Raw genomic sequence first — 23,203 nt, 5'->3', positions numbered from 1 at the left:
ATTTGAACCATCAGTCACCGATCTTCTCCAATGTACACGCAAGATCACGCTTCTAACGCGCTTTTGACTTTACTTGTTATCGGGTATTTTTTAGTCTTCGCATCCCACTTTTTCTGTTGGAGTCACCATGAAGCAAGAAATGTACACCACCTACGCAAAGCAATACGATGTGGCAGCACAAGATAACCTGTACAACGCGCACTTTGAGCGTCCAAATACCTTTGAACTTATCGGTGATGTTACAGGTAAAAGGGTGCTGGATTTAGGCTGCGGTTCGGGTATTTACGCACAGCTTCTATTGGCGCGAGGCGCAAGCTCTGTGACTTGTATTGATGCTGCGCAAGAGATGATTGATATCGTTAAGGGTAAGCTGGGTGATTCAGTTACAGCTTATGCGCAAAACTTGGCGTTAGGCTTACCAGAAGAGCGAGATGCGCAATATGATCTTGTTATTTGTCCGCTCATGGTTCATTACATCGAGGATCTTCGCCCTTTGTTTAATGATATCCAACGTGTGTTAACAGCAGGTGGTCAGTTCGTATTTTCGACTCATCATCCATTTGCGGATTTTGAGTGTTCTGCTTCAGGTAATTACTACGACAAAGAGCTTGTAGAAGATATGTGGAACACCGTTGGTGAGCCAGTTCCTGTAGCATTCTATCGTCGCTCTTTGCAAGACATTACCGATGCGATCAGTGGGGCTGGCATGGCGATGTTGGCGATCTCAGAAGGTAAGGTGAATGAGAAGATTCGTGAAATCTCAGAAGAACATTACCAACGCTTGGCGATATTCCCGAACTTCATCTTCATTAAATGTGTGGCGCTGAGCTAGTAAAATCAGTGAGTTCAGATAGAAAAAACGGAAGCGCAGAGGCTTCCGTTTTGTGATCTTAGCGTTGAGCTTACAGCGCTGCGAGAATGGTTTCTGCTTTGCTTGCTTCAAATGTCTTTGGCTCTTCAACGTTTAATGTGGTGACCACACCGTTGTCGATGATCATCGCGTAACGCTGTGAACGAACGCCGCCAAAACCGCCGGTGTCCATTTCTAGGCCCAGTGCTTTGGTAAAGCTTGCGTCGCCATCGCCAAGCATTAATAACTCAGACGCGTTTTGCGCTTCACCCCAAGCTTGCATCACGAATGCATCGTTAACAGAAACACACGCAATCAGGTCCACACCTTTCGCTTTAAGTTGGTCAGCCAATACGACATAACCTGGCAAGTGCGCTTCTGAACACGTTGGCGTAAATGCTCCAGGAACCGCAAACAGAACCACTTTCTTATCCGCAAACAGCTCTGTCACTTGGTGGTTAACCATACCATCGGCAGTCAGTTCGCTTAGCGTTGCCGCTGGCAGTGCTTGACCTTGTTGAATCATGATTTTCTTCCTTTTGGGTAGCTTTATTTAGCTCACTCAGTCTAGCGCTAAAACCACGGGCTAACCACGGAAGAAATGTAAGGTCTTAATTGGCATCATAAAAACAAACCGCCTCAGTGGACGGTTTGTTTATTTTTTACATTGCGTTTAGATAAGACTTGTAAGAATGAAGTCGGACGGTTGCTGCGCCGATAACGTCAATGAAACCGAACAAACTGTGTGGCTTATTCGCTGCAATCCATGCTGAACCAGTGGCTCCGATCGGGATGGTTTTGCCTTCCGGTTCGAAGATCTCCAGAATCACAGTACGACCATGGCTACTGGTATTTGCGCCGACATGCTGACGGACGCTTTGTGGTCCTTGCAATGGTGAGACAGAGGATTCCCCAGTGCCTGCCGTAATGCTGTGTACGCGAGCGCGGAATACTTCGCCTGGGTAAGCATCGACGTAAAATTCGGCAAACTGTCCTTTTTCAACATAGCGGTAGGTTTGGTCTGGAATACGCATTTCTAAGAACTTACGTGACGTATCGTAGATGTGCATATTGCCGACACGGCTTCCATCCGCGACATTCACTACCGCAACTTGCCCATCATAAGGCGCTCGAACTGTCTTGCGCTCTTGCTCAAATTGGGTCTTTTGCAGGTCGGCATGCAGGGATTTTAACGAGGCTTCTGCAACGCGCAGTTGAGACTCGTAGTATTCGATGTCTCGACCTTTAAAGATCTCTGGTGATGTTTTGCCGCGAATGATGTCGCGCTTCAACTGCGCCACATTTTCTTCTTGCTGAACAATCCCTGCTTTAATTTTTTCTACGTCTGCCAAAGAGGTGGTGTCGACGAGCGTATAGATCACATCGCCTTTCTTCACTTCTTGGTTGTGGTCGACATAGATGTGGTCAATCTGTTCTCTAAATAGGGGAGAAAGAACCGAATGAGGTGCTTTTACGGTGGATGAGTAGGTCAAATCAACAGGAGCCCAAAGGCGTGAGAGTATTCCTAATACCACCAGAATAAATGCACCACCAGAGATAATCCAAAATGCGCTTTTGAACGTCCATTTTATCGCACCCGTTGAGACCAAAATCCACATGATCAGAATGTACGGAATCATTACCTCTTTCATGGATTATTCCCCTGCTGTTTTGGTCGTTGTTTGTGGCTGTGAAGCCAATCGACTATTGCGAATGATGTTGCTTAGTGAGCTGCCGATGTGTTCCCAGTTGGCGAACGCAATGATTAACGCCAGCACCCACCACGCTTTATGGATGAACAAACCGCATAGAGAAAGCGCAAATACCAATTGGATATGAGAACTTTTCTTTTCTTGAGCTCGATGTACCGCAACTTCGTGGATCTGCCATAGCAAATAGATGACAAAAAGGGCAAGCGCTATGGTGACGGAAAATAGATAACCGCTGAAGTACTCGGAGTTGAAGATCACCATCATGGTGTCGTTAGGGGTATTGGTAAACAAGCTCATATCAATATCTTTCGAATTGATCGTACCCATAGGCGCAAGCAAGTAAGCTCCACCGAGCATTAGAGCCATGAAAAGTGAGAACTTTAATAGCACCATAAAAATCGCAAAAATGACACGACCTATGGCTTTTATGACGTTCATAGTTATACCTTTTGTCAATGTGTGAGGGTAAAACGTTGAGCGCGTGATTATTGTTTTGTCTTTTGTAATCACATGCGCGGAATTGTATGAAAAAACGCCATAAGTTGAGTGATATATGATATAAGTTAAGCTCATGTCAGCATGGAAATATTAGAGAACACATAATCTATGAAGCACTCAGATTACAGTCTTATCCCGACCTTTGTGGCGATTGTGGAAGAGAAGAGTTACACCAAAGCGGCGCAACGTCTGGGTGTGAGTCAATCTGCGGTCAGCCAAGCGGTAGTCAGGCTTCGTGAGGTGTTTAAGGATGCGTTATTCATTCGTGAAAGCCATGGCGTTGCACCAACGGCGTTTGCAGTTGATATCTACCCGACATTAGCGAGTGCAGTAGAGAGCATCGCATATATGCTGCCAGAACATACTCGGTTTGATCCTGCTGAGTGCGATAAGCGTTTTGTGATCTCTTCCCTTAGTGTGTTCGGTTTTACTCTTCTTCCTGAACTTTCCGCTTTGATCAGTGAGAGAGCGCCAAAAGCCAGCACACGCATTGAACCGTTATACACCATGGATTTGACGAACCTACTGAGAACCCAGCAGTGTGACTTGGTGATAGAGGCTCACACTAATCTGCACCCACATTTACGTTCTAAAGTATTGATGTCTGATAAGTTGACCGTGGTGTGTCGCAAAGATCATCCTCGCTTAACGGGCAACAGGATCAGTGTCAAAGAGTACCTCAATGAAAAGCACGTCACTTTGTCTCAGTTCAATCAACAAAATGGTTACCTAATTGGTCGAGGAATCAAGGATGAAAAACTCTTAGGTCAACGTGATGTGGCATGGCAGGCGAGTAGCATTATTGAAGTATTGCCGGTTGTGCAGCGTTGTGATTATCTCGCTCTGATGCCACAAACCTTGCTGAAGCAGTATTGCGACCTCTATCAGCTCAAAGAGCTAAAAGCAGACTTCATGAAAGATCCAATTGATGTCGCCATGTATTGGCATTCTTCTCGCACAAATGATCCTAGTCATCAGTGGTTGAGAGAGCAGTGTTTATTAGCCGCTGAGAAATTTACCGAAAATCATTAGATTAAAGTGAATATTTTCACTATACCGTATGGATGGTTCTTTAATGAGACACTAGACTGTAAATATATTCCTCAATATCACTGGGGCTTTTGTGCAGGGAAGTCGGTTTTTTTTCACGAGCATTCGAACTAAGTTCATTGTCATCTATACCTTGATGACGATTTGCTTTGTTTTGATTTTGTTTGGTGCCCTTTATTTTAAAGAGCAGCAACGTGTGTTTAGTGTTGCCTTAAAAAACTCGATTCAAGTTTCAAACCTCCATTCTGATGTGATTAGCCAAGAGCTACAAAGAAACGTCGCCTCACTTCAAACCATCAGTGGGCATCAAAGGGTTCAGCATGGTGATGTTCCATTCATTATTGAAGAACTGAAATGGCTGCAAAGCATGTCGAAACATGCGGTGGTCAATACTTTGTTCGTCGACAATGAATGGAACTTGGTCGATTATCAAGGTCGCAGAACCAAAGTGACACTGGCAGACATAACTGAGGATGTTAACTGGCAACAGGCAAAATACCATGTCACTAAGCCGCACATTGGTTTGGTGACAGGAGAGCCGTTGATTGCATTGGGTGTCCCTGTTTTTAATTCACAAAATGAGTGGAGTGGTATTGTTGGAGTATCCATCTCTATTGACTATTTGAGTAAGAGACTGTCCAAAGTCAAACTTGGAAACAGTAGTTATGCATGGATTGCCGACAATTACGGAAATGTGGTCTCCCACCCGAATAACACGCTAATTTTAGCGGCAAATATCTTTGATTCTGACAGTATCGGTTTTGAAGGCTTTGGGAATATTGCCTTGCAAACACGACAGCACGATATCGGCTACGGACATTATTATGATGAGAATGTGGGTGAATCCAAGATCGTTACCTTTTCTGCCATTGATAGTCTGCCGGGTTGGACGTTGTTTGTCACAACGGAAGAGTCAGACATATTCCTTGATATCAAAGCACTAGTAGAAGACGTCACCATTACCTTATCGGTGGTGATCATCGTTTTTCTACCGATTATCATCTATCTGACCAACTCTGTGACGTTACCGATTGTGGAGTTAACGCAGGACGTTAAAAATTCGGTCAGCAGTCACTACACCGAATTTGCTGGGCAAAACTCTTTGGATGAAATTGGGCAATTGTCTAACGCATTTAAAAACACCATAGAAGAGATTCAACAGCATAATCGAAACTTGGAAGATGTGGTGGCGAGCAGAACTAACGAGCTGAACGATGCCAATCACGACCTCGCGATGTCTGTGAAATTACTCAACGAAAATAATCAGAAGTTAACTTGGTTAGCCATGTATGACCCATTGACGAACTTATTCAATCGACGAGCTTTAATTAACCAAGTACATCAAGAATTGACCAATAAGACGATACCTTTTCACTCTACTTCTCTGATTCTTATTGATCTTGACTATTTTAAAGTGGTGAATGACACCTTTGGGCACGATGTGGGTGACCAAGTGCTAATGCATATAGCCGATTTCCTGAGTAACAATGTGAGAAAACAAGATCTTATTGCAAGATGGGGCGGGGAAGAGTTTGTCATTCTACTGAGAGATACATCGATTGAGCAAGGCGAGCAAATCGCTCTCAACTTACAAGAGAAAATGAAACAGGAGAACTTTTCGCCCGTGACGTGCATGACATTTAGCGCGGGTGTTGCAACGTTAGAAGTTGGGCAAAACTTCGATGAACTGGTTGCCTGCGCTGATAAGGCGCTTTATCTCGCCAAGAATTCAGGAAGAAATTGTGTCAAAACCAGTTTAAGCGTAGCGTCGTGACCAAGAGCTAGGGTTTGTTGTTCTTTCTCGGCGAAAATCTGTTAGAAAAGTCAACAAACCCTAGTCACCTAGCGTTAATATTTAGTGGCTAGCCAAGTAGTTCGCGACTTGAGTACGGTATTTTGCTTTAAGTGCTTCATCAATGAAACTGGCGTTGATTGCATTAACCGTAAACTGAGCCAGTTCTGATTTCGTCATTGGATGAGCATCGCTGACCGCTTTAAAGTTATCCGTCATATAGCCGCCAAAGTACGCCGGGTCATCCGAGTTAATCGTCACCGCGGCCCCCTTACGCAGCAAATCGACTATGTTGTGCTGCTCCATTTGATCAAACACACACAGCTTAATATTCGACAATGGACAAACCGTTAGTGGCATTTTGCTTTCGATAAGCGCGTCTACCAATGAAGCATCTTCAACACAGCGAACGCCATGGTCCACACGACTAACACTAAGCATCTCAACAGAGTCAATGATGTTTTGTGCCGGACCCTCTTCACCCGCGTGTGCTACCGTCAATAAGCCTGCTGCTTTTGCTTGTTGGAAAGCGCGTTTGAATTTCTCTGGCGGGTGACCGAGTTCTGAAGAGTCCAAACCTACACCGATGATTTTGTCTTGATGTTTGATGATTGATTGCAGCGTTTCAATGGCGCTTTCTTCCGATAGGTGACGCAAAAAGCATGCGATAATTTGAGACGTAATACCTAACTGCTCGTTACCATCTTGCATTGCTCGGTGAATACCGTTAATGACCGTTTCAAACTCAATGCCACGGTCGGTGTGGGTTTGCGGGTCAAAGAAGATCTCAGTATGGATGACGTTGTCGGCTTTGCAGCGCTCTAAGTATGCCCAAGTCAAATCATAGAAATCTTGTTCTGTACGCAGCGCGTTAGCACCTTGATAATAGATATCTAGGAAAGACTGTAAATCTTCGAATTCGTACGCTTTGCGCAGTGCCTGTGGCGATTCGTATGGAATGTCTATGTTGTTACGTTGTGCCAGTTCAAACAACAGTTCTGGCTCTAGCGAACCTTCGATATGTAAGTGTAACTCTACCTTTGGAAGACCTTGAATAAATGCGTTCATAATAAACTCCCACTTTTTCTTATGGTTGTTGTGGATGCAATTACTCTAAGGATAGGTATAGATTGAGAAAAATCGAACGCCATTACAAAGAGTAAGATCCACAGTGATCTCGACTCTTCGTAATCAGCACTTTGCGGGAGCTGGTAGAGACCCCCAAACCATATCATTGGGGTTATACGAAGCAAACGGTTGCGATTATACGCAAAAATTGAAGCTTGGCTAGAGTCGTTGATGAAATTGTTATTTGTGGAGAACGGAGAATGAAGAACGGAAAGGCAAAAAAGTGTTGGTTTAATTGAGCGATGGAGATCTGTATCGAGGCTGTGATTCATCGCATGATGGCTTCGTTGTCAGCACACACCTTGCTGAGCGTCGAATATTCAGTGGCTAATACTGAACCACACCATGCGAGAAACATTGGGAGTCATATCGAGTTTAATGTGCGTTGCTCATTGTGAACTGAGAAGAGGGGGGCGATACCTTGCACGTCGATATTTTAGATTGAGAAGAGTAGAGAAAAGGAAATGGAATGTATTTATAGTTCGAACATTTTATCAAATTCTCTTTGCTCCATGATGTCCTCAATTCGGCGGCGCGTTTGTTGTTTAATCGCTGCGGCGTTTTGTTCGGACTCTTTCTTTTCTTGCTCAATTTGCTTCTTGCTTTTCTTTGCCATGATTTTTCCTTTGGAAATTCTTCCTAAATATCCGCATTATTCATTAATGCACGAAAATTGATTTATTTAATAATAAAACTTCCTAGCTTTGAACCTGAGTCACACAGAATGTCTCCGGAGTAGGTTTTCTCACAGTATTTAAAATCAATGAGATAACAAGCAGATTGGAGTTTTGGCAATATATGGCGCCTTAAAATATCACTATTGAGTTGATGAATTTTGGCGTTCCAAAAGATGTCGGGTTGTTTTAAACGGAATTCAATCTCTATCATTTATTCTCCTGTTTTTTGGTGATCTTTTCTTTATTCAATAATTGGTACCAGTGTCTTTGACGACCTGTTCTTCTAGACATAATTTTTCCTAATTTTAAGTAAGTGAAATACCAACGATGGCTATCGGGTTCGATAGATCTAGTGTTCCAACGATGGATATCGTATCCGCCGCGTCTACAAACCAAGTCATTCTCGCTGAACTTAGCATCTCGAGGTTACTTGGGTATATTTTAGGCAGCAGAAAACCAAGCAAAATTTAATTGCTAAATATTAAGTTTGAGGAATTTTTTGAAGGGGGAGAGAGTTTGGTGCAGCGAGGAAATGCTGCACCAAGAAAAGCTATCTTATAGAGGAGTAACTTCAGTCGCTTGAGGACCTTTTTTACCTTCTTCTACATTGAAGCTTACTTTCTGACCTTCAGTCAAAGTTTTGAAACCGTCAGCAACGATTGCGTTGAAGTGTACGAATACATCTTGACCGCCGTTGTCTTGAGTTAGGAAACCAAAGCCTTTAGTTTCGTTAAACCATTTTACTGAACCAGTTACTTTACCAGACATAAAAACCTCTGAAATTAAACAATAATATACGAATTGTGATGGATCTTTTTTAAGCTATTGAATGTGCAATCAAGAGGAAGTTTTACGCAGGAGTCTGAATCAAGGATTCAGGGTGTTACTGAGAGGGAACTTAAACTAAATGTAGCATTAACAGCTCTTTTCTAGAGCCAGCCGCCACTATACAGGGTGTTTAAAAAATAGCTACATTTATTTTTCAAATTCTTTTCGTTCGAAAAAACTGATGGAGTAGAACAATTTCATCCCCTCATGATTTGGCATCCCCCTTCCTACAATGAGTCCATACCAATAAGGGAGGCAATATTATGAGCACAGTGAGAGAGATCCGTCAGATCATTCCATCGCATGCAACCGCAGATGGTGATGGGGTTAAAATTCGTCGCGTAGCCGGATTCAATAACACGAGCTTTTCACCATTCTTGATGGTCGATGAGCTTAAATCAGACCAACGTGCAGATTATGTGGGTGGTTTCCCTCCACATCCACATCGGGGCATTGAAACACTAACTTATATGCTCACCGGTCATTTCCAACATCGTGACCATATGGACAACATTGGTGAGCTTCGTTCTGGCGGTGCGCAATGGATGGCTGCTGGTCGTGGTGTGATTCACAGTGAAATGCCAATCATGGAAGACGGCGAGCTGCACGGTTTCCAAATTTGGATTAACCAACCTGCACGAGACAAGATGTCTCCGGCGCAATATCACGACTTCCAACCGGAAACTATTACCGAGCATCGCGCAGAGTCCCATGGTTTGGTTCGTGTTATTTCTGGCGAGTTAAGCATCGGCGATGAGGTTGCCAAAGGACCGCTAAGTAAAACGGGTGTACCAGTGACGGTTGCTGATTGGCAATCGCATCCAGGTGCGACAATGACATTAATGACACCGAAACATCACAATATGATGACCTATGCTTATAAAGGAAGTATTAAGGTGGGCGAGCGCGTGGTCATGCAAGGTGAGATGGCACTGCTTTCGCAAGGTGAGTGGGTAGAGCTGCAAGCCAATGACGCTAGCGGAGTACTGCTCTTTATTGGCGAACCGATTAATGAACCTGTTGTGCATTATGGTCCATTTGTGATGAACAGCATCGACGAAATTGAACAAGCGATTCAAGACTACAATTCTGGTGTATTTGAAACTTATTAAGGCACCGAATACCGTTGCTTGGCACCAAGTCTTGACGCCAACTCTTGGAGTTACAGTTCGAGAGAAAAACACTAAGTGATTTGGAGTCCGTTTATTGGGCTCATACGCAAGCAAAGACGATATCCACTGCCATCGAATTTGCATCAGCCACACCAATTGGGTGTGGCTTTTTTTGTCTTTCACGAGGGCAGTGAGCTTTTTTGTGCTCTGTTTAGCTTTGCTCCCAGCGTTCAATGGCTTGTGGACCACATTCCACACCCAGCTCATAAGCTTGACGTAAAGGTTCTGGCGAGCGGCTTAAACGCTTTAACTTAAAGCCTTCTGGTGGACAGATTTGGATGATCTCAACGCCAACTGGCGGGTTCTCTATCAGTTCCAGACTCTGGTTGTAACGAATATGGCGCGTGAGCATTGGCTCGATTAACGCTGGATGATCTTTCAGTAAACGTGAAGTTAGCTTTTCAAACTTAGGCTTGGATTTGCGATAGCTGGCAGGGCGGCTTCGTAGCACCATGATTTTGGTTGCACCGCGTTTGATGGCTTCGGCAATAGGGATTGCATCCGCTACACCACCATCCACATACCTTACGCCATCTAATGGCACACCATTGCGGTACATGATTGGTAAGGCGCTGCTGGCTTTCATGGTTTCCGCCAACATTTCTACGGAAGGTGTTAGGTATTCTGGTTGTCCGTTGTCTTGTCGTGTGACACCTAAAAAGAATGGTCGAGGATCGGCAGAGAGTACGGCTCGATCAATGCCCAACTCTTTAAGCGTGACGTCCCACATCCAATCTAAATCCATCATATCGCCACCGCGTACGAGTTGAGTGGGGGAGATAAATTCTTTTCGTAGACTGTAGTCGAGATAGATTTTGAGGTTTCTGCCCGGCATTTTAGCAAGGTAAGCCGCTAAGTTACTTGCGCCCGCCGAGACACCCCAAAAGCTGTCAAAAGGGGAGAAATCTTGTGCCATAAAGTGATCGAGTATGCCGCAGGAGAACACCCCACGCATCGCGCCGCCTTCTACAATCAACGCTCGAGAACCAACATGTTCCATCCTAGCCATCCGTTTCGATTATTCTGATTTGGATACGAACTAATTAGAGTAACGGATCTAATGCGTATACCCAAGTCGCGTTCACTTTGACCTTACCTTGATGAATCTGTTTTTTATGTTATAACATAACAATAATCAAAATTATTATAAGGTAGCGTGTGTCTTGTGTGAGGTGAAAATGAGCGATATTGACGCCATTATTAAGCATGTAGAGGTGAGCTTTAAAGCTCAAGGAAAGCAACTAACTTCCAAGAGAAAACTGGTGTTGAAAGCGTTGGTCCATGCCGATAGAGCCTTGTCTGCTTATGAGTTGGTGGATTATTGCAAAGCCCATTTTGAACAAAATATTCAGGCAATGTCGGTGTATCGAATCTTGGATTTTCTTGAAGGTGAGCACTTGGCTCACAAGCTTAAAGTTTCTAATAAATACATCGTCTGCTCCCATATCCTCTGCGAGCACGAACATGGCGTTCCTCAATTTCTCATCTGCTCCAAATGCAACAAAATTAGCGAGCAAGCCATCGACCCAAACTTGATTCACGGTCTGCAATCCCATGCAAAAGAAGAAGGCTTCACCGTTGTCAGCCCTCAACTAGAGATCAATTGTGTTTGTGATGACTGTGCGAAATCCCAGTAAGTGTTTTTGAGTGTCCACTTATTGTCGTCTTCATCACTGCCACTTTACGACGTTTATCCTTTCCCATTATTAGCATCATCAGCAAGGAGTTCTGAACCGCTATGCCTGCAACACTGATTAAAAACGCCCTTGTCGTCAACGAAGGAACCATTACCGAGACCGATTTACGAATTGTCGATCAGCGAATTGAAGCTATCTCGACCGATATCGCCTCAAAACCGGAAGACACGGTGATTGATGCTAAAGGGTGTCATCTAATCCCCGGTATGATAGACGACCAAGTACACTTTCGTGAGCCGGGTTTAACGCACAAAGGTTCGATTGCAACAGAATCCCGTGCAGCGGTTGCAGGTGGTATCACAAGCTATATGGAAATGCCGAACGTAAACCCTGCCACGACGACCATCGAAGCGTTAGAAAGCAAATTCTCCATTGCCGAGCAGAGCTCCCTCGCGAACTACTCTTTCTACCTTGGTGCGACCGAAGACAACCTTGAGCAAATCAAACTGCTTGATCCAAAGAGACATTGTGGCGTGAAAGTGTTTATGGGGGCTTCGACGGGGGATTTGTTGGTGGAAGCACCTCAAGCCTTGGAGGAAATTTTCCGTGATTCACCGGTGCTCATCGTAACGCACTGTGAAAGTGGACCTGTGATTGCGCAAAACAAACAGCGACTACTCAAAGAGAAGTCGGAATTCACCATTGAAGATCATCCGATACTGCGTGATGACGAAGCGTGTTATGCGTCCTCTTCTTATGCGGTAGAACTGGCTAAGAAGTACAACAGTCAGTTGCATGTTCTGCATATCACAACGGCAAAAGAGTTAGCACTGTTTGATGCAGGTCCAATCGAGAACAAAAACATTACTGCTGAAGCTTGCGTTCATCACCTGTGGTTTAGCAATGAAGATTACGCAGAGCGTGGTAACCAAATCAAATGTAACCCAGCGGTGAAATACCCAAAGGACCGTGAGGCTATTCTAAAAGCACTTAATACAGGTCAAATTGACATTATCGCGACAGACCACGCCCCCCACACTAGGGAAGAAAAACAGGTGCCTTACGAACAAGCGCCAGCGGGGTTACCTTTGGTACAGCACGCACTATTGTCTTTATTTGATCAAGTCGCTCGCGGACATATGACGATGGAGCAAGTGGTTCAAAAGACGGCACATAACCCAGCCATCCGCTACGGTATTGAGCAACGTGGCTTTATCCGTGAAGGGTATTTCGCTGATTTGGTGCTGGTGGATACAAAAATGCCGACCTTAGTCACCAATGACAATAGCTTGTACCACTGTGGTTGGTCGCCTTTTGCTGGCCATCAGTTCTCCTCACAAATCAAGAAAACTTGGGTCAACGGTGGGTTGGTGTATGTCGACCAACAAGTCAATGAGCAGGCAGTACATGCTATGCGATTGGTATTTGATCGCTAAGACTCACGTTTTTCAAAAACTTAGATTATTTGAAAGCTCAGTTTATTTTCGAAAGCTTACATTTATCCGCTTTCATCGGGCTTTATTTGTAGAAGTATAGTTGTCGTAACTTGAGTGTCTTTTCGGCACCAAATAAAGAGAATTCAATATGTTAAGAAGAAATCCCACAGGTCACATGCCCGAAGTGTCGGAAACAGCCTTCATCGATCCGACGGCAATCATCTGTGGCAAAGTGATCATTGAAGATAACGTTTTTATTGGTCCTTACGCGGTGATTCGTGCTGATGAGGTGAACGAGCAAGGCGATATGGAAGCCATTGTCATCAAGCGTGATACCAACATTCAAGATGGCGTGGTCATTCACTCAAAGGCAGGCGCTGCCGTGACCATTGGTGAGCGCTCTTCCATTGCACACCGAACAATTATTCATGGTCCGTGTGAAGTTAGCGATGATGTGTTCATTGGTTTTAACTCGGTGGTGTTTAATGCTGTGATTGGGAAGGGTTGTGTTATTCGCCATAACTGTGTGGTAGATGGTCTAGACTTGCCAGAGAATTTCCATGTTCCGCCAATGACGAATATTGGTGCTGACTTTGATTTGAATAGCATCTCGAAAGTGCCACCTGAGTACTCGGCGTTTTCAGAGTCTGTGGTTTCAGCAAACCACGAACTGGTGCAAGGTTACAGGAGAATTGCCAATGAGCTCTGAGAGCCAACCCATACTTGGTGTTCCTACCAACATGATTACGGGGTTTCTTGGTGTAGGAAAGACCTCAGCGATTTTGAATTTAATGGCGAATAAGCCAGAGAACGAGCGCTGGGCGGTATTAGTGAATGAGTTTGGTGAAATCGGCGTTGATGGTAGCTTGGTTCAGGGGCAACAAAGCGAAGAGCAACAAGTGTTTATTCGCGAAGTACCCGGCGGCTGCATGTGCTGCGCGGCGGGGTTGCCAATGCAAATCGCCTTAAACCAACTGCTTAATGAAGCAAAGCCAGACCGTCTGCTGATTGAGCCTACTGGGCTTGGCCACCCGAAAGAAGTGCTGCAAGTGTTGTCGACAGATCATTATCGCCAAGTGCTTTCGCTACAAAAGAACATCACTTTGGTCGACGCGCGTAAGCTTGCGGATGAGCGCTATACACAGCATGACACGTTCAACCAACAAATTGCGATTGCCGATACAGTGGTGGGTAACAAGCTCGATTTGTATCAAGAGGGAGACACCCAGAAGCTAGAAGCTTACGTGGCGCAAGTTGGGCGCCCAAATACCAAAGTGGTTTTTGCTCAGCATGGGGTGATTCCGTTTGCTGAATTTGAAGGTGAGACCACCATTCATGAACATCCACCGCATCACCACCATCATGCGAGTGACAAGCCTTTGGCTTCAGACATGCCAATGCCTGAGAGTGGTATGCTCAAAGCGACCAATTCAGGCGAAGGTTTCCAGAGTGTCGGTTGGCGCTTTTCACCTGAGAAAGTGTTCGATCGCCGCAAGCTGATTCCTCTGTTGGTTGAGCTGGAAGTGGAGCGCATGAAAGCGGTGTTTATTACTGGTGATGGCATTTATGGCTACAACCTAACGCCAGATGGGCTACAGGAAGTGGAGTTGGATGACTGTGCTGAAAGCCGAATTGAACTGATTGCCGACTGCATTGATGAGCACTTTGAAGCCAAACTGCTTTCTTGCGAATTGGCGTGATCTATAGGCTCAGGCATTCTCAATATGAGTGTCTGAGTCTTCTTCTATGTTTCTAATCACTTCCTGTTTTCTCCCTGTCGTTTGTGCTTTTCCGATTCAGTCCGATCCGTTACTCTTCTTGAAAACATTGAAACATGAGCACTGATATGATCGACAAGCTACCGGGCATTCTTACTTTTTTGCGCGAGGCTGAGCAGCTCAAAAACACTTTACGCACCGCATGGACGTCTTCTGGTCGCCATGAAAGTACTGCTGAGCACACGTGGCGATTATGCTTACTTGCCATGCTGGTAGCAGAACATTATCCACATTTGGATAGCTTGAAAGTGCTAAAACTCTGTGTTGTTCATGACTTGGCAGAAGCGGTCAGCGGTGACATTTCGGCGTTGGAGCAACACGATGGGCTGGATAAAAGCGCACTAGAACTGGCGGATTTGAAGCAACTCATCGCTCCGTTAGACGCTTCTCTGCAAAAGGATCTGCTGGAGCTATGGTTGGAATACGACAGTGCTACTACCGCAGAAGCTCGACTCACCAAAGCGTTGGATAAATTGGAAACCATTCTGCAGCACACTCAAGGCGATAACCCTACCGATTTCAATTACGCCTTTAATCTGGAATACGGCAAAAAGCACACGGACTTTGATGATCTGACCAAAGCGCTTCGAGCGATCATCGATGAAGATACCCGTCGATTAGCTGAGCGCTAGTTCTCTCGCTCAACTTAAAAACATCACTTGCTGCAAAATCACTTAGGCGTCTCTGGTGAACCTAAGTGCTTTAGCTCGTTTGTGTTTTTTATACTGAGTAAGACTCTTTTTAAAACTTCCCTTTGATCAAATTCCCTTCCTAGGTTGACATTGTTTGATGGTCAAACTAAATTAAAATCAAATAATTTGATAATCAAACTAAAATTGGAAGGTAAGTGTCGCAATGGCTGTATCGCAACATTCACATGATTTCGTTTCTCACAACCAAAAGGGTGAAAAACGCACGCTCTACGTATTGATCCTAACCGTGACCACCATGGTGGTGGAGATTGCTGCCGGGACCATGTTTGGTTCAATGGCATTGCTCGCAGATGGTTGGCATATGGGTACACACGCAGCGGCATTTTGTATCACCTTGTTTGCTTACCGCTACGCGAAACAAAATGCCCATAATGACCGCTTCTCATTTGGTACGGGTAAGGTGAGTGTGCTCGGCGGTTTTACCAGTGCCATTGCGTTGGGGATTGTGGCATTGATGATGATGGTCGAGTCGATTCATCGTCTCTTCAACCCAGAAAGCATTCAGTTTAACGAAGCTATTATGGTGGCGGTGATTGGTTTAGTGGTGAACCTTGCGAGCATGCTGCTTCTGCAAGATCACCATCATCATGGGCATGACCATCATGATCACCATTCTCACGATCATGAGCACGAACATCATCACGACCACAACCTAACTGCTGCGTACTTCCACGTGTTAGCGGATACGCTGACCTCTCTACTTGCGATTGTCGCGTTGATTGTCGGTAAGTTTTACGGCTGGGTTTGGTTAGATGCCATGATGGGGATTGTTGGTGCCGTTGTGATTGGTAAGTGGACCTTGGGTTTAATGAAACAAACCGCACCAGTCTTGTTGGATGAGAGCATCAACAAGTCATACCGAGATGAGATTACTGAAACACTTACTCCTTATGCCGAGATTGTTGATTTACACATCTGGAAGGTGAGTGGTCATCATTATTCTGCGGCTATCGCGCTTAAAAATCATAGCAACAAAACGCTGGATGAATTTAAGCAATTATTGAGTAAATTTGATAAGATTCACCACCTAACTTTGGAAGTTCAAACGACTGAGTGATGCGCGAATTAGAAAAGCTGAATCAAACGCTTACCGAGTTCTATGACAAAATGTCTTCTTGGGAGCAATCTGTAGTAAAAGGCACGGGTTACTCACTGGCTCAAATCCACACGATTGAAGTACTGGGTGGGCATGGTGCGTTGCGTATGAAAGAACTGGCGGAAAAGCTTGGGATTACGACAGGCACGTTAACGGTTCAAATTGAGAAACTGGTGAAAGCGGAGCTTATTGAGCGCTGTCCGCATCCAGAAGATCGTCGCGCTATCGTAGTAAAGCTTACGCCAGCGGGTGAAGAGATTCACCGTCATCACAATCAGCTGCATTTAGATTTGGTTCAAGACTTAACGCGCAATATCGAGCCTGAGCATCAAGCGATCTTGTTTGCTTGCTTACAGAAGATGAATAAAGAGTTCTGATTGCGCTTTTCGTTTCTCAACTCAAATATTGAGTCTCAAACAGCAAAAAAGTAGAGCACCGAAATGCTCTACTTTTTTATAAGCTTGATAGAATTTGTTCGATTGGCAGTTGTGTGAACGCATACGTAATGCCAACACAGAATGCAGCACCGGTAACGCCAATACCGACAGTCGTTGCGAGTAGCAGAAGGGTAATCTTAGGCATCAGAGATTAAACTCCTTCTTAAAGGTTGGGTAAATGACACCATTCGCTTCTTGATAGGATTTAAAGCCATAACCAAACGCAAATGCTGCCACCACAATGGCAAATGCCGCAATGTTTCTTCCTTTCATCCTTAAACTCTCAACTGTTTGTATTGAACAAAGGTAATAAACACTCTGCCAATAGTTTATCTATTGCTTATTTAATTCGGTTATTCAATTACTGGGTAAAACACACGAACAGTACCCATGCTGTTGTTAGCACAAGTAACGGTGTGAACACTTTCTGAATTGAAGCGCCATCGGTTAGGTCATAAATCACGATCGATTCTTTATAGAATGCGCGTTTGAATGAACCAAAGCTGATTTCATTTTTAACGTCAGATTGCTCATAGTGATGACGAGCAGAGTCTGCCATTTGAGACTCTAGATCTTGCATCTCGTATTCTTTGTTAAAAAATGCATCCCACGCCGAAATACGTGCAATAGTTTTTGGCGAACGATTGCCCTTCAGTTTTTCTAGACGCTTAGCGTATGCAGCTTGATATTTATCCACGATGATTTCCTACATGAATAGACTGTAATGCAGAACACAGCTTTAAATGCTCTGCGCAGTGGTTGTAAAAATTTGAAAATGGGAATCAAAAGGGAATTTTTACATCAGTAGGAAAGTTGTCAGATGAAGGAGTACGGCATTTGATTGTTAAAGAGCGTAAGGAATGTCATCCCTTGTGCTGCGGATAATATGGGCTGCTTTTGAATGCGACAAACAAAAATAATTAGTTAGGACAACAATCAATTTTTGTTGCGGATTGCTTCGTTCTGAGCATGGTAAGTAGTACGAAATGAAAAAACGCCATATATAGCAAGGGATTGAGAGCAAATTAGTAACGAGAGTTTTTTGAGCGTTTTTGGTAGATAACAAAACGATAATTGCGAATGATAAATAGAGATTTTATTTATCAGAGACAAAAATAATGTCCATTCACCGACTTAAGAAAAGCGGAAGGGCGAATGGACATGCTGTTGAATTACAGGCTTTTTGCTTGAACGATCAAGCTTGCCAATTGAGCAAACCCATAGCCGCCGTTCTCTTGTGTGACATAGTTAGGTTGATGGTTCAGTTTCGCCAATAAAGGGCGAATGTTATTCACGCCAAAGGTCATTGGCAACCACTCAAACATGCCTTCATCATTGAGTGAATCTCCCACATACGTGATGCGTTCTAAGCTCGGTAATTCGCCGTTATTGAACTGCCTAATGTACGCTTCACCACTTGTACGCTTGTTGTGACTACCGACCCAAGCATTGATGTGAATCGAACTCAATGTTGCATTGACGGGATTAGACTCCACATTCAAATTCATAATGTGGTTAAGAATTTCCATTGTCGTGGAAGGGGAAACAGGCGTTCTATCTTGCGCTATGTTCACCGCAACGTCACAGTAGCGAAAACTCTGATCTTGGCTGAACTCGACATTGGGATAGCCTGCCAAAATGCCGGTAATACTTTCTTGTAATGCGCGTTGTTCTTTGCGCATTGCTTCGGCTGGGCGAGCAAAGGTGGTGTGGAATCCTGCCGCGTCTTTTCTCATCCAAAACGCGCCATTTTCACCAATCACACCATGCAGTGACCACATCTTTGCCATTTGGTCACACCAACCGGCACATGCGCCTGTTACTGCCACCACTTTTACGCCCACACGCTCTAGCTCGGCTAACGCAATGAGTGTTTCAGGTGGCAGCTTGCCTTGCCAAGTCAATGTGTCATCCACGTCGGTTAGCAGCCATTCGATCTGTTTCAGACTCTCTAACTTGAGCTCTGATAACGGGTTAGGCATTCACCACTCCTTGCTTGTTTACTCTAGGGTTGATTGCTTGAGTTTCGTCACTGACGCCTTGCAGTGATACCGCGGAAGCCAGTGTACTCTCGATACGCTTTTCTGTGTTGGCATCAAATAGATGAACATGTTTTGGCTTGATGTCTAGACCAAGCTTGTCGCCAATTTGAATTGGCGTATGTCCCTCTACACGAACAACAAGCTTTTGTGAGTCACCACCTTCTGTGCGGCAGTAAAGCAACAGATCGGCACCGAGCGATTCAATCAATTCGACTTCTACTTGCAACCATGGGTTATCTTGGCTGATTTGTAAATGCTCTGGACGAAGTCCTAGCTTTATTTCGCCAAGAGCCAAGTTTGCTGTGGAGACAGGAAGCAGCGCGTCACCGATAGTAATGCCGTCAACGCTAACATTGCCATCTAAGATGTTCATGGATGGTGAACCAATAAAGGTCGCGACGAACAAAGATGCAGGGTTGTCGTATATCTCTAGCGGTGTGCCAACTTGTTCGACATTACCTTTGTTCAAAACAACAAGTTTGTCCGCCAGCGTCATTGCTTCAACTTGGTCGTGGGTAACGTAAACCGATGTCGTCCCGAGGCGACGCTGAAGCTTCTTGATTTCTAAACGCATTTGAACACGCAGTTTGGCGTCTAGATTGGACAGTGGCTCGTCGAACAGAAACACCTTTGGTTCACGTACAATTGCGCGCCCCATCGCCACACGTTGACGTTGTCCGCCAGAAAGCTGCCCTGGTTTGCGGTCGAGTAGGTGATCCAACTCCAGCATCTTTGCCGCTTCGTGAACCAATCGTTCGATTTCCGCTTTCGGTGTTCTGCGGTTGCGCAGACCGTAAGCCATGTTGTTGTACACCGTCATGTGTGGGTACAAGGCGTAGTTCTGGAATACCATGGCAATGTCTCGCTCGCCAGGTTCGAGATCGTTGACGGTTGTAGTGTCGATCTTAAGCTTTCCTGAGCTGATTTCCTCTAGCCCTGCAATCATGCGAAGTAAGGTGGATTTACCGCAGCCACTCGGGCCAACCAACACGACCATTTCGCCGTCGCAGATATTGAGATTAAGTTTTTGGATCGCCTGATAGCCGTTCGGATAACATTTAGCGATATTAGAAAGAGTTAGCGTGGACATTTATTTCTCCGAATCTACCAGACCTTTAACAAAGGCTTTTTGCATTGCAATTACCACAATCACGGGTGGCAACATGGCGATAATGGTGGTGGCCATAATTTTGTTCCATTCGATCACGCCATCAACCACTCCAAGCATCTGCTTAATGCCCATCACGATGGTGTAGTACTGCACGTCTGTGGTGATCAAAAGCGGCCACAAATATTGGTTCCAGCCGTAAATGAAGGTGATGACGAACAGTGCGGCGATGTTGGTGCGAGATAGAGGCAACAAGATATCGAAGAAGAACTTGATTGGTCCTGCGCCATCAATTCGCGCTGCTTCCACCAACTCATTTGGTACCGTTAAGAAGAACTGACGGAACAAGAAAGTAGCCGTTGCACTGGCGATCAATGGAATGGTTAAGCCGTAAAATGAGTTCAGCATGTTGAGGTTCGTAATCACCTCAAATGTCGGCATGATGCGCACTTCTACTGGTAACATAAGTGTGAAGAAGATCATCCAGAACGCCAGCATTCGTCCCGGAAAACGGAAGAACACCACTGCATAGGCGGACAGGATGGAAATGCTCAACTTGCCGATGGTAATGCACATCGCCATGATGAAGGAGTTCAGCAGCATGTTGCCAATTGGCAAAGTATTGTTGTTGTACTGGGTGTCGTTACTCAACAAGTCAGTGAAAACGCTAAAGCCCAAATCGCCAAACCACAATGGTGTACCGGTAGCGAACGCGCTGTTCTCATGTGTGGTTGCTACGATCGCAATCCAAACTGGAAGCGCAATCGAAATAATGCCAAGAATTAAAATGACATGACAAAACAGATTAAAAAACGGTCTTCTTTCTACCATTAGTACGCCACCTTCTTCTCAACATACTTAAATTGAATCACGGTTAGGGAAGCCACCAAGATCATCAGGATGACGGATTGCGCTGCTGATGAGCCTAAGTCCAGACCAATAAAACCATCGTTATAGACTTTATAAACCAAGGTGGAAGTGCTGTTACTCGGACCGCCTTGTGTCATCGCATGGATGATGGCGAAGGTATCGAAGAACGCGTAAACGAAGTTCACGACCAACAAAAAGAAACTGGTTGGTGAAATCAGCGGGAAGCTAATAGTGATAAAGCGTTTGATTGGACCACTGCCGTCAATGGCCGCGGCTTCGTGCAGAGACTTGGGTACTGATTGAAGCGCTGCAAGGAAGAACAGAAAGTTGTAGCTGATTTGCTTCCATGTCGAGGTGATGATCACCATCCACATAGCATGGGTGCCATTGAGCGTTGGATTCCAGTCTACGCCAAACAGATTCAACAGTTCGGTCATCACACCGATGGTTGGATCGAATAGAAATAGCCATATTGAACCTGCGACAACCGGAGCCACCGCATAAGGCCAAATCAAGAAAGTGCGATACATGGTCGCGCCACGGATGATTTGCTCGGCAAAAGCGGAAAGGATCAGCGCACTGACCAGAGCAAGCACCGCAACGCTGATGCTAAATTGCAGCGTGGTCATTAACGAATCTAGGTAAAGTGGATCATGGAAGAGCGTTTCAAAGTTCTCTAAACCCACAAACTCACGGCTCATACCGAAAGCATCTTCAAGTTGTGAAGATTGGAAAATGGCTTGTCCTGCCGGCCAGATGAAGAACACCAAAGTGATCACCAACTGAGGCGCAATCAGCGCAACCGGAAGCCATTTGTGTTTAAAAACAACAGGTGAGGACATACAAATACCAAAATAAAACAGGCAAGGTGTGTAAACGAATTCCCCACCCATGATGGGCGGGGAGAGTGCATCTCTGAGTACCTACTGGAATAAGACTCGGTGCATCATTGTTCGTTATTAAGGTTCGTTATTTCTGTGTGCGCTCAAAGCGACGTAGCTGCTCGTCACCACGACGAACCGCATTATTTAGCGCAGCTTGTGCCGTTGCTTTACCTGCCCAAACCGCTTCCAGTTCTTCGTTGATGATGTCGCGAGTTTGCAGGAAGTTACCAAAGCGAATACCTTTCGAGTTTTCCGTTGGCTTTGTCGATGTCATTTGCAGAACGGCTGTGTCGGTGCCCGGGTTCTTAGTGTAGAAGCCTTGCTCTTTCGTTAGCTCATAAGCCGCTTTAGTGATTGGTAAGTAACCAGTGAATTGGTGCCAATCTGCTTGAACTTCAGGGCTTGAAAGGTAAGAGAAAAACTTCGCCACGCCTTTGTATTCTTCGCTTGAGTGACCACGAAGCACCCAAAGAGAGGCTCCACCGATAATGGTGTTTTGTGGCTTAGATATTAGCTCTGAATCGTATGGCAATTGTGCTACGCCGATATCAATGCCTTTCATGTTCTCTTTGATGCCCGCCAGACCTGCGGAAGAGCCCATGGTCATTGCACACTCTTGGGTGTAAAACAGTGGCATACCATCAGACTGACGACCACCGTACTTAAAGATGCCTTCTTTCGACCATTTACCCATCTGTTCGATATGATGTACGAACGCTGAGTCATTGAACTTGAATTTTGTGTCTAAGCCAGCAAAGCCGTTGTTGTTATTGGCAACAGGAACGTTGTTACGCGCACCAAAGTTTTCGATTTGAGTCCATGATTGCCAGGTTGTACTGAAACCACATTTCGCACCAGACGCCAGTAGTTTACGAGACACTTCTTCCATCTCTTTCCACGTCTTAGGTGGATTTGCTACGCCTGCCTTCTTAAACATGTCTTTGTTGTAATAAAGCACAGGAGTGGAGCTGTTGAATGGCAGTGAAAGCATGTTGCCTTCATTGGTGGTGTAGTAACCCGTTACTGCCGCAAGATAATCATCTGGATTAAACGACTCTTTGGTGTCTTTCATCAATTGATAAACGGGATAAATCGCTTTATCTGCCCCCATCATTGTCGCCGTACCCACTTCGAACACTTGCACGATAGCTGGTTGCTCTTTCGCTCTGAATGCGGCGATTGCACTGGTCATGGTTTCTGCGTAGCTGCCTTTGTAAACTGGCTTGATCTCGTATTCTGATTGGCTTGCGTTAAAGTCTGCGGCAATTTCGTTGACCTTTTTACCTAGTGCGCCACCCATTGCGTGCCACCACTCAACCTCTGTTTTTGCTTGTGCTTGCGTGCTGATGAATGCCGCTGCAATTGCAAGTCCGGCGAGGTGTTTAATAGCCATAATGATTCCTTTTCATAGATGATTTGAACAGGTTGTTCCCTTGCAGGTTTTCATTTTGATAATGAATCCGCTTCAAAAAATTCAAATGAACATTAAATGAGC

The 23,203-nt window shown here is 45.0% G+C and carries 27 protein-coding genes and 1 riboswitch; of the genes, 11 read left to right on the top strand and 16 right to left on the bottom strand.

Annotation, left to right across the window (positions count from 1 at the left end; all coding sequences use genetic code 11):
- Positions 1-127 precede the first annotated feature (127 nt).
- A complete protein-coding gene (locus OH463_RS16565; RefSeq protein ID WP_269991695.1) occupies positions 128-832 on the top strand; it encodes a class I SAM-dependent DNA methyltransferase in 705 nt (234 codons plus the stop codon).
- Positions 833-902: 70 nt separating this feature from the next.
- On the opposite strand, the gene OH463_RS16560 is transcribed toward OH463_RS16565, so the two are convergent.
- From OH463_RS16560 to OH463_RS16550, 3 genes are all read right to left on the bottom strand, one after another.
- On the bottom strand, positions 903-1,376 hold the full coding sequence (locus OH463_RS16560) for a peroxiredoxin (protein WP_005531886.1): 474 nt from the start codon (positions 1,374-1,376) through the stop codon (positions 903-905).
- Positions 1,377-1,512: 136 nt separating this feature from the next.
- On the bottom strand, positions 1,513-2,502 hold the full coding sequence (locus OH463_RS16555) for an efflux RND transporter periplasmic adaptor subunit (RefSeq protein WP_005452689.1): 990 nt from the start codon (positions 2,500-2,502) through the stop codon (positions 1,513-1,515).
- Positions 2,503-2,505: 3 nt separating this feature from the next.
- A complete protein-coding gene (locus OH463_RS16550; protein WP_005452687.1) occupies positions 2,506-3,000 on the bottom strand; it encodes a hypothetical protein in 495 nt (164 codons plus the stop codon).
- Positions 3,001-3,168: 168 nt separating this feature from the next.
- Between OH463_RS16550 and OH463_RS16545 the strand changes: the two genes are divergently transcribed.
- Complete coding sequence (locus OH463_RS16545; RefSeq protein ID WP_009697055.1) at positions 3,169-4,092, top strand: LysR family transcriptional regulator; 924 nt, start codon at positions 3,169-3,171, stop codon at positions 4,090-4,092.
- Between the two features lie 154 nt (positions 4,093-4,246).
- Positions 4,247-5,884, top strand: coding sequence for a sensor domain-containing diguanylate cyclase (locus OH463_RS16540; RefSeq protein ID WP_050936312.1), 1,638 nt, complete (start codon positions 4,247-4,249; stop codon positions 5,882-5,884).
- 81 nt (positions 5,885-5,965) lie between these two features.
- Here the strand turns inward: OH463_RS16540 and OH463_RS16535 are convergent, their stop codons facing one another.
- From OH463_RS16535 to cspE, 4 genes are all read right to left on the bottom strand, one after another.
- Positions 5,966-6,970 (bottom strand): adenosine deaminase, encoded by a 1,005-nt coding sequence (locus OH463_RS16535; protein WP_239968807.1) that lies wholly within the window; start codon positions 6,968-6,970, stop codon positions 5,966-5,968.
- 100 nt (positions 6,971-7,070) lie between these two features.
- Positions 7,071-7,170: riboswitch (purine riboswitch) on the bottom strand.
- Between the two features lie 335 nt (positions 7,171-7,505).
- Positions 7,506-7,646: a hypothetical protein gene (locus tag OH463_RS16530; RefSeq protein ID WP_005452683.1), complete on the bottom strand. Its 141-nt coding sequence runs from the start codon at positions 7,644-7,646 to the stop codon at positions 7,506-7,508.
- A 62-nt stretch (positions 7,647-7,708) separates the two neighbouring features.
- On the bottom strand, positions 7,709-7,918 hold the full coding sequence (locus tag OH463_RS16525) for a hypothetical protein (protein WP_269991688.1): 210 nt from the start codon (positions 7,916-7,918) through the stop codon (positions 7,709-7,711).
- A 344-nt stretch (positions 7,919-8,262) separates the two neighbouring features.
- Positions 8,263-8,475, bottom strand: a complete 213-nt coding sequence (cspE, locus tag OH463_RS16520) for a transcription antiterminator/RNA stability regulator CspE (protein ID WP_005452678.1) — start codon at positions 8,473-8,475, stop codon at positions 8,263-8,265.
- Between the two features lie 323 nt (positions 8,476-8,798).
- Between cspE and OH463_RS16515 the strand changes: the two genes are divergently transcribed.
- On the top strand, positions 8,799-9,647 hold the full coding sequence (locus OH463_RS16515) for a pirin family protein (protein WP_269991686.1): 849 nt from the start codon (positions 8,799-8,801) through the stop codon (positions 9,645-9,647).
- A gap of 211 nt (positions 9,648-9,858) precedes the next feature.
- On the opposite strand, the gene OH463_RS16510 is transcribed toward OH463_RS16515, so the two are convergent.
- Positions 9,859-10,707, bottom strand: coding sequence for a patatin-like phospholipase family protein (locus OH463_RS16510; protein WP_005452674.1), 849 nt, complete (start codon positions 10,705-10,707; stop codon positions 9,859-9,861).
- Positions 10,708-10,885: 178 nt separating this feature from the next.
- On the opposite strand from OH463_RS16510, the gene OH463_RS16505 reads away from it, so the two are divergent.
- The 7 genes from OH463_RS16505 (at position 10,886) to OH463_RS16475 (ending at position 16,744) form a co-directional block, all read left to right on the top strand.
- A complete protein-coding gene (locus OH463_RS16505) occupies positions 10,886-11,344 on the top strand; it encodes a Fur family transcriptional regulator (RefSeq protein WP_049537969.1) in 459 nt (152 codons plus the stop codon).
- A 101-nt stretch (positions 11,345-11,445) separates the two neighbouring features.
- Positions 11,446-12,780 carry a dihydroorotase gene (locus tag OH463_RS16500; RefSeq protein WP_269991682.1) on the top strand — a complete coding sequence of 445 codons (1,335 nt, stop codon included), beginning with the start codon at positions 11,446-11,448 and terminating at the stop codon, positions 12,778-12,780.
- A 148-nt stretch (positions 12,781-12,928) separates the two neighbouring features.
- On the top strand, positions 12,929-13,489 hold the full coding sequence (locus tag OH463_RS16495; protein WP_269991680.1) for a carbonate dehydratase: 561 nt from the start codon (positions 12,929-12,931) through the stop codon (positions 13,487-13,489).
- Entirely contained in the window at positions 13,479-14,480 is a 1,002-nt protein-coding gene (locus tag OH463_RS16490; RefSeq protein ID WP_199449671.1) for a CobW family GTP-binding protein, read from the top strand. The genes OH463_RS16495 and OH463_RS16490 overlap by 11 nt, the downstream gene beginning before the upstream one ends.
- Before the next feature lie 146 nt (positions 14,481-14,626).
- A complete protein-coding gene (locus OH463_RS16485) occupies positions 14,627-15,190 on the top strand; it encodes an HD domain-containing protein (RefSeq protein WP_274791430.1) in 564 nt (187 codons plus the stop codon).
- Positions 15,191-15,413: 223 nt separating this feature from the next.
- Positions 15,414-16,328: a CDF family Co(II)/Ni(II) efflux transporter DmeF gene (gene dmeF / locus OH463_RS16480; protein ID WP_005452657.1), complete on the top strand. Its 915-nt coding sequence runs from the start codon at positions 15,414-15,416 to the stop codon at positions 16,326-16,328.
- Positions 16,328-16,744 (top strand): MarR family winged helix-turn-helix transcriptional regulator, encoded by a 417-nt coding sequence (locus tag OH463_RS16475; protein ID WP_009697065.1) that lies wholly within the window; start codon positions 16,328-16,330, stop codon positions 16,742-16,744. The genes dmeF and OH463_RS16475 overlap by 1 nt, the downstream gene beginning before the upstream one ends.
- 76 nt (positions 16,745-16,820) lie before the next feature.
- Here the strand turns inward: OH463_RS16475 and OH463_RS16470 are convergent, their stop codons facing one another.
- The 8 genes from OH463_RS16470 to ugpB form a co-directional block, all read right to left on the bottom strand.
- On the bottom strand, positions 16,821-16,949 hold the full coding sequence (locus tag OH463_RS16470; RefSeq protein ID WP_005452653.1) for a hypothetical protein: 129 nt from the start codon (positions 16,947-16,949) through the stop codon (positions 16,821-16,823).
- Positions 16,949-17,077 carry a hypothetical protein gene (locus OH463_RS16465; protein WP_005426337.1) on the bottom strand — a complete coding sequence of 43 codons (129 nt, stop codon included), beginning with the start codon at positions 17,075-17,077 and terminating at the stop codon, positions 16,949-16,951. The genes OH463_RS16470 and OH463_RS16465 overlap by 1 nt, the downstream gene beginning before the upstream one ends.
- An 88-nt stretch (positions 17,078-17,165) precedes the next feature.
- Positions 17,166-17,501, bottom strand: coding sequence for a hypothetical protein (locus tag OH463_RS16460; protein WP_005452650.1), 336 nt, complete (start codon positions 17,499-17,501; stop codon positions 17,166-17,168).
- Between the two features lie 475 nt (positions 17,502-17,976).
- The gene (locus OH463_RS16455) at positions 17,977-18,786 is read right to left on the bottom strand and encodes an HAD-IIB family hydrolase (protein ID WP_049537960.1); all 810 of its coding nucleotides are present in this window, start codon (positions 18,784-18,786) and stop codon (positions 17,977-17,979) included.
- The gene (locus OH463_RS16450; protein WP_269991675.1) at positions 18,779-19,936 is read right to left on the bottom strand and encodes a sn-glycerol-3-phosphate import ATP-binding protein UgpC; all 1,158 of its coding nucleotides are present in this window, start codon (positions 19,934-19,936) and stop codon (positions 18,779-18,781) included. The genes OH463_RS16455 and OH463_RS16450 overlap by 8 nt, the downstream gene beginning before the upstream one ends.
- Positions 19,937-20,785 carry a sn-glycerol-3-phosphate ABC transporter permease UgpE gene (gene ugpE / locus OH463_RS16445; protein ID WP_009697068.1) on the bottom strand — a complete coding sequence of 283 codons (849 nt, stop codon included), beginning with the start codon at positions 20,783-20,785 and terminating at the stop codon, positions 19,937-19,939.
- A complete protein-coding gene (gene ugpA, locus OH463_RS16440; RefSeq protein ID WP_269991673.1) occupies positions 20,785-21,666 on the bottom strand; it encodes a sn-glycerol-3-phosphate ABC transporter permease UgpA in 882 nt (293 codons plus the stop codon). The genes ugpE and ugpA overlap by 1 nt, the downstream gene beginning before the upstream one ends.
- 127 nt (positions 21,667-21,793) lie before the next feature.
- Positions 21,794-23,101: a sn-glycerol-3-phosphate ABC transporter substrate-binding protein UgpB gene (gene ugpB / locus OH463_RS16435; RefSeq protein WP_009697070.1), complete on the bottom strand. Its 1,308-nt coding sequence runs from the start codon at positions 23,099-23,101 to the stop codon at positions 21,794-21,796.
- Positions 23,102-23,203 lie beyond the last annotated feature (102 nt).

It is taken from the genome of Vibrio sp. NFR, assembly GCF_027587095.1.
Lineage (GTDB): Bacteria > Pseudomonadota > Gammaproteobacteria > Enterobacterales > Vibrionaceae > Vibrio > Vibrio harveyi.
The sequence above is the reverse complement of the archived record's forward strand: the minus strand, read 5'-3'. Positions and strand labels throughout refer to the sequence as shown.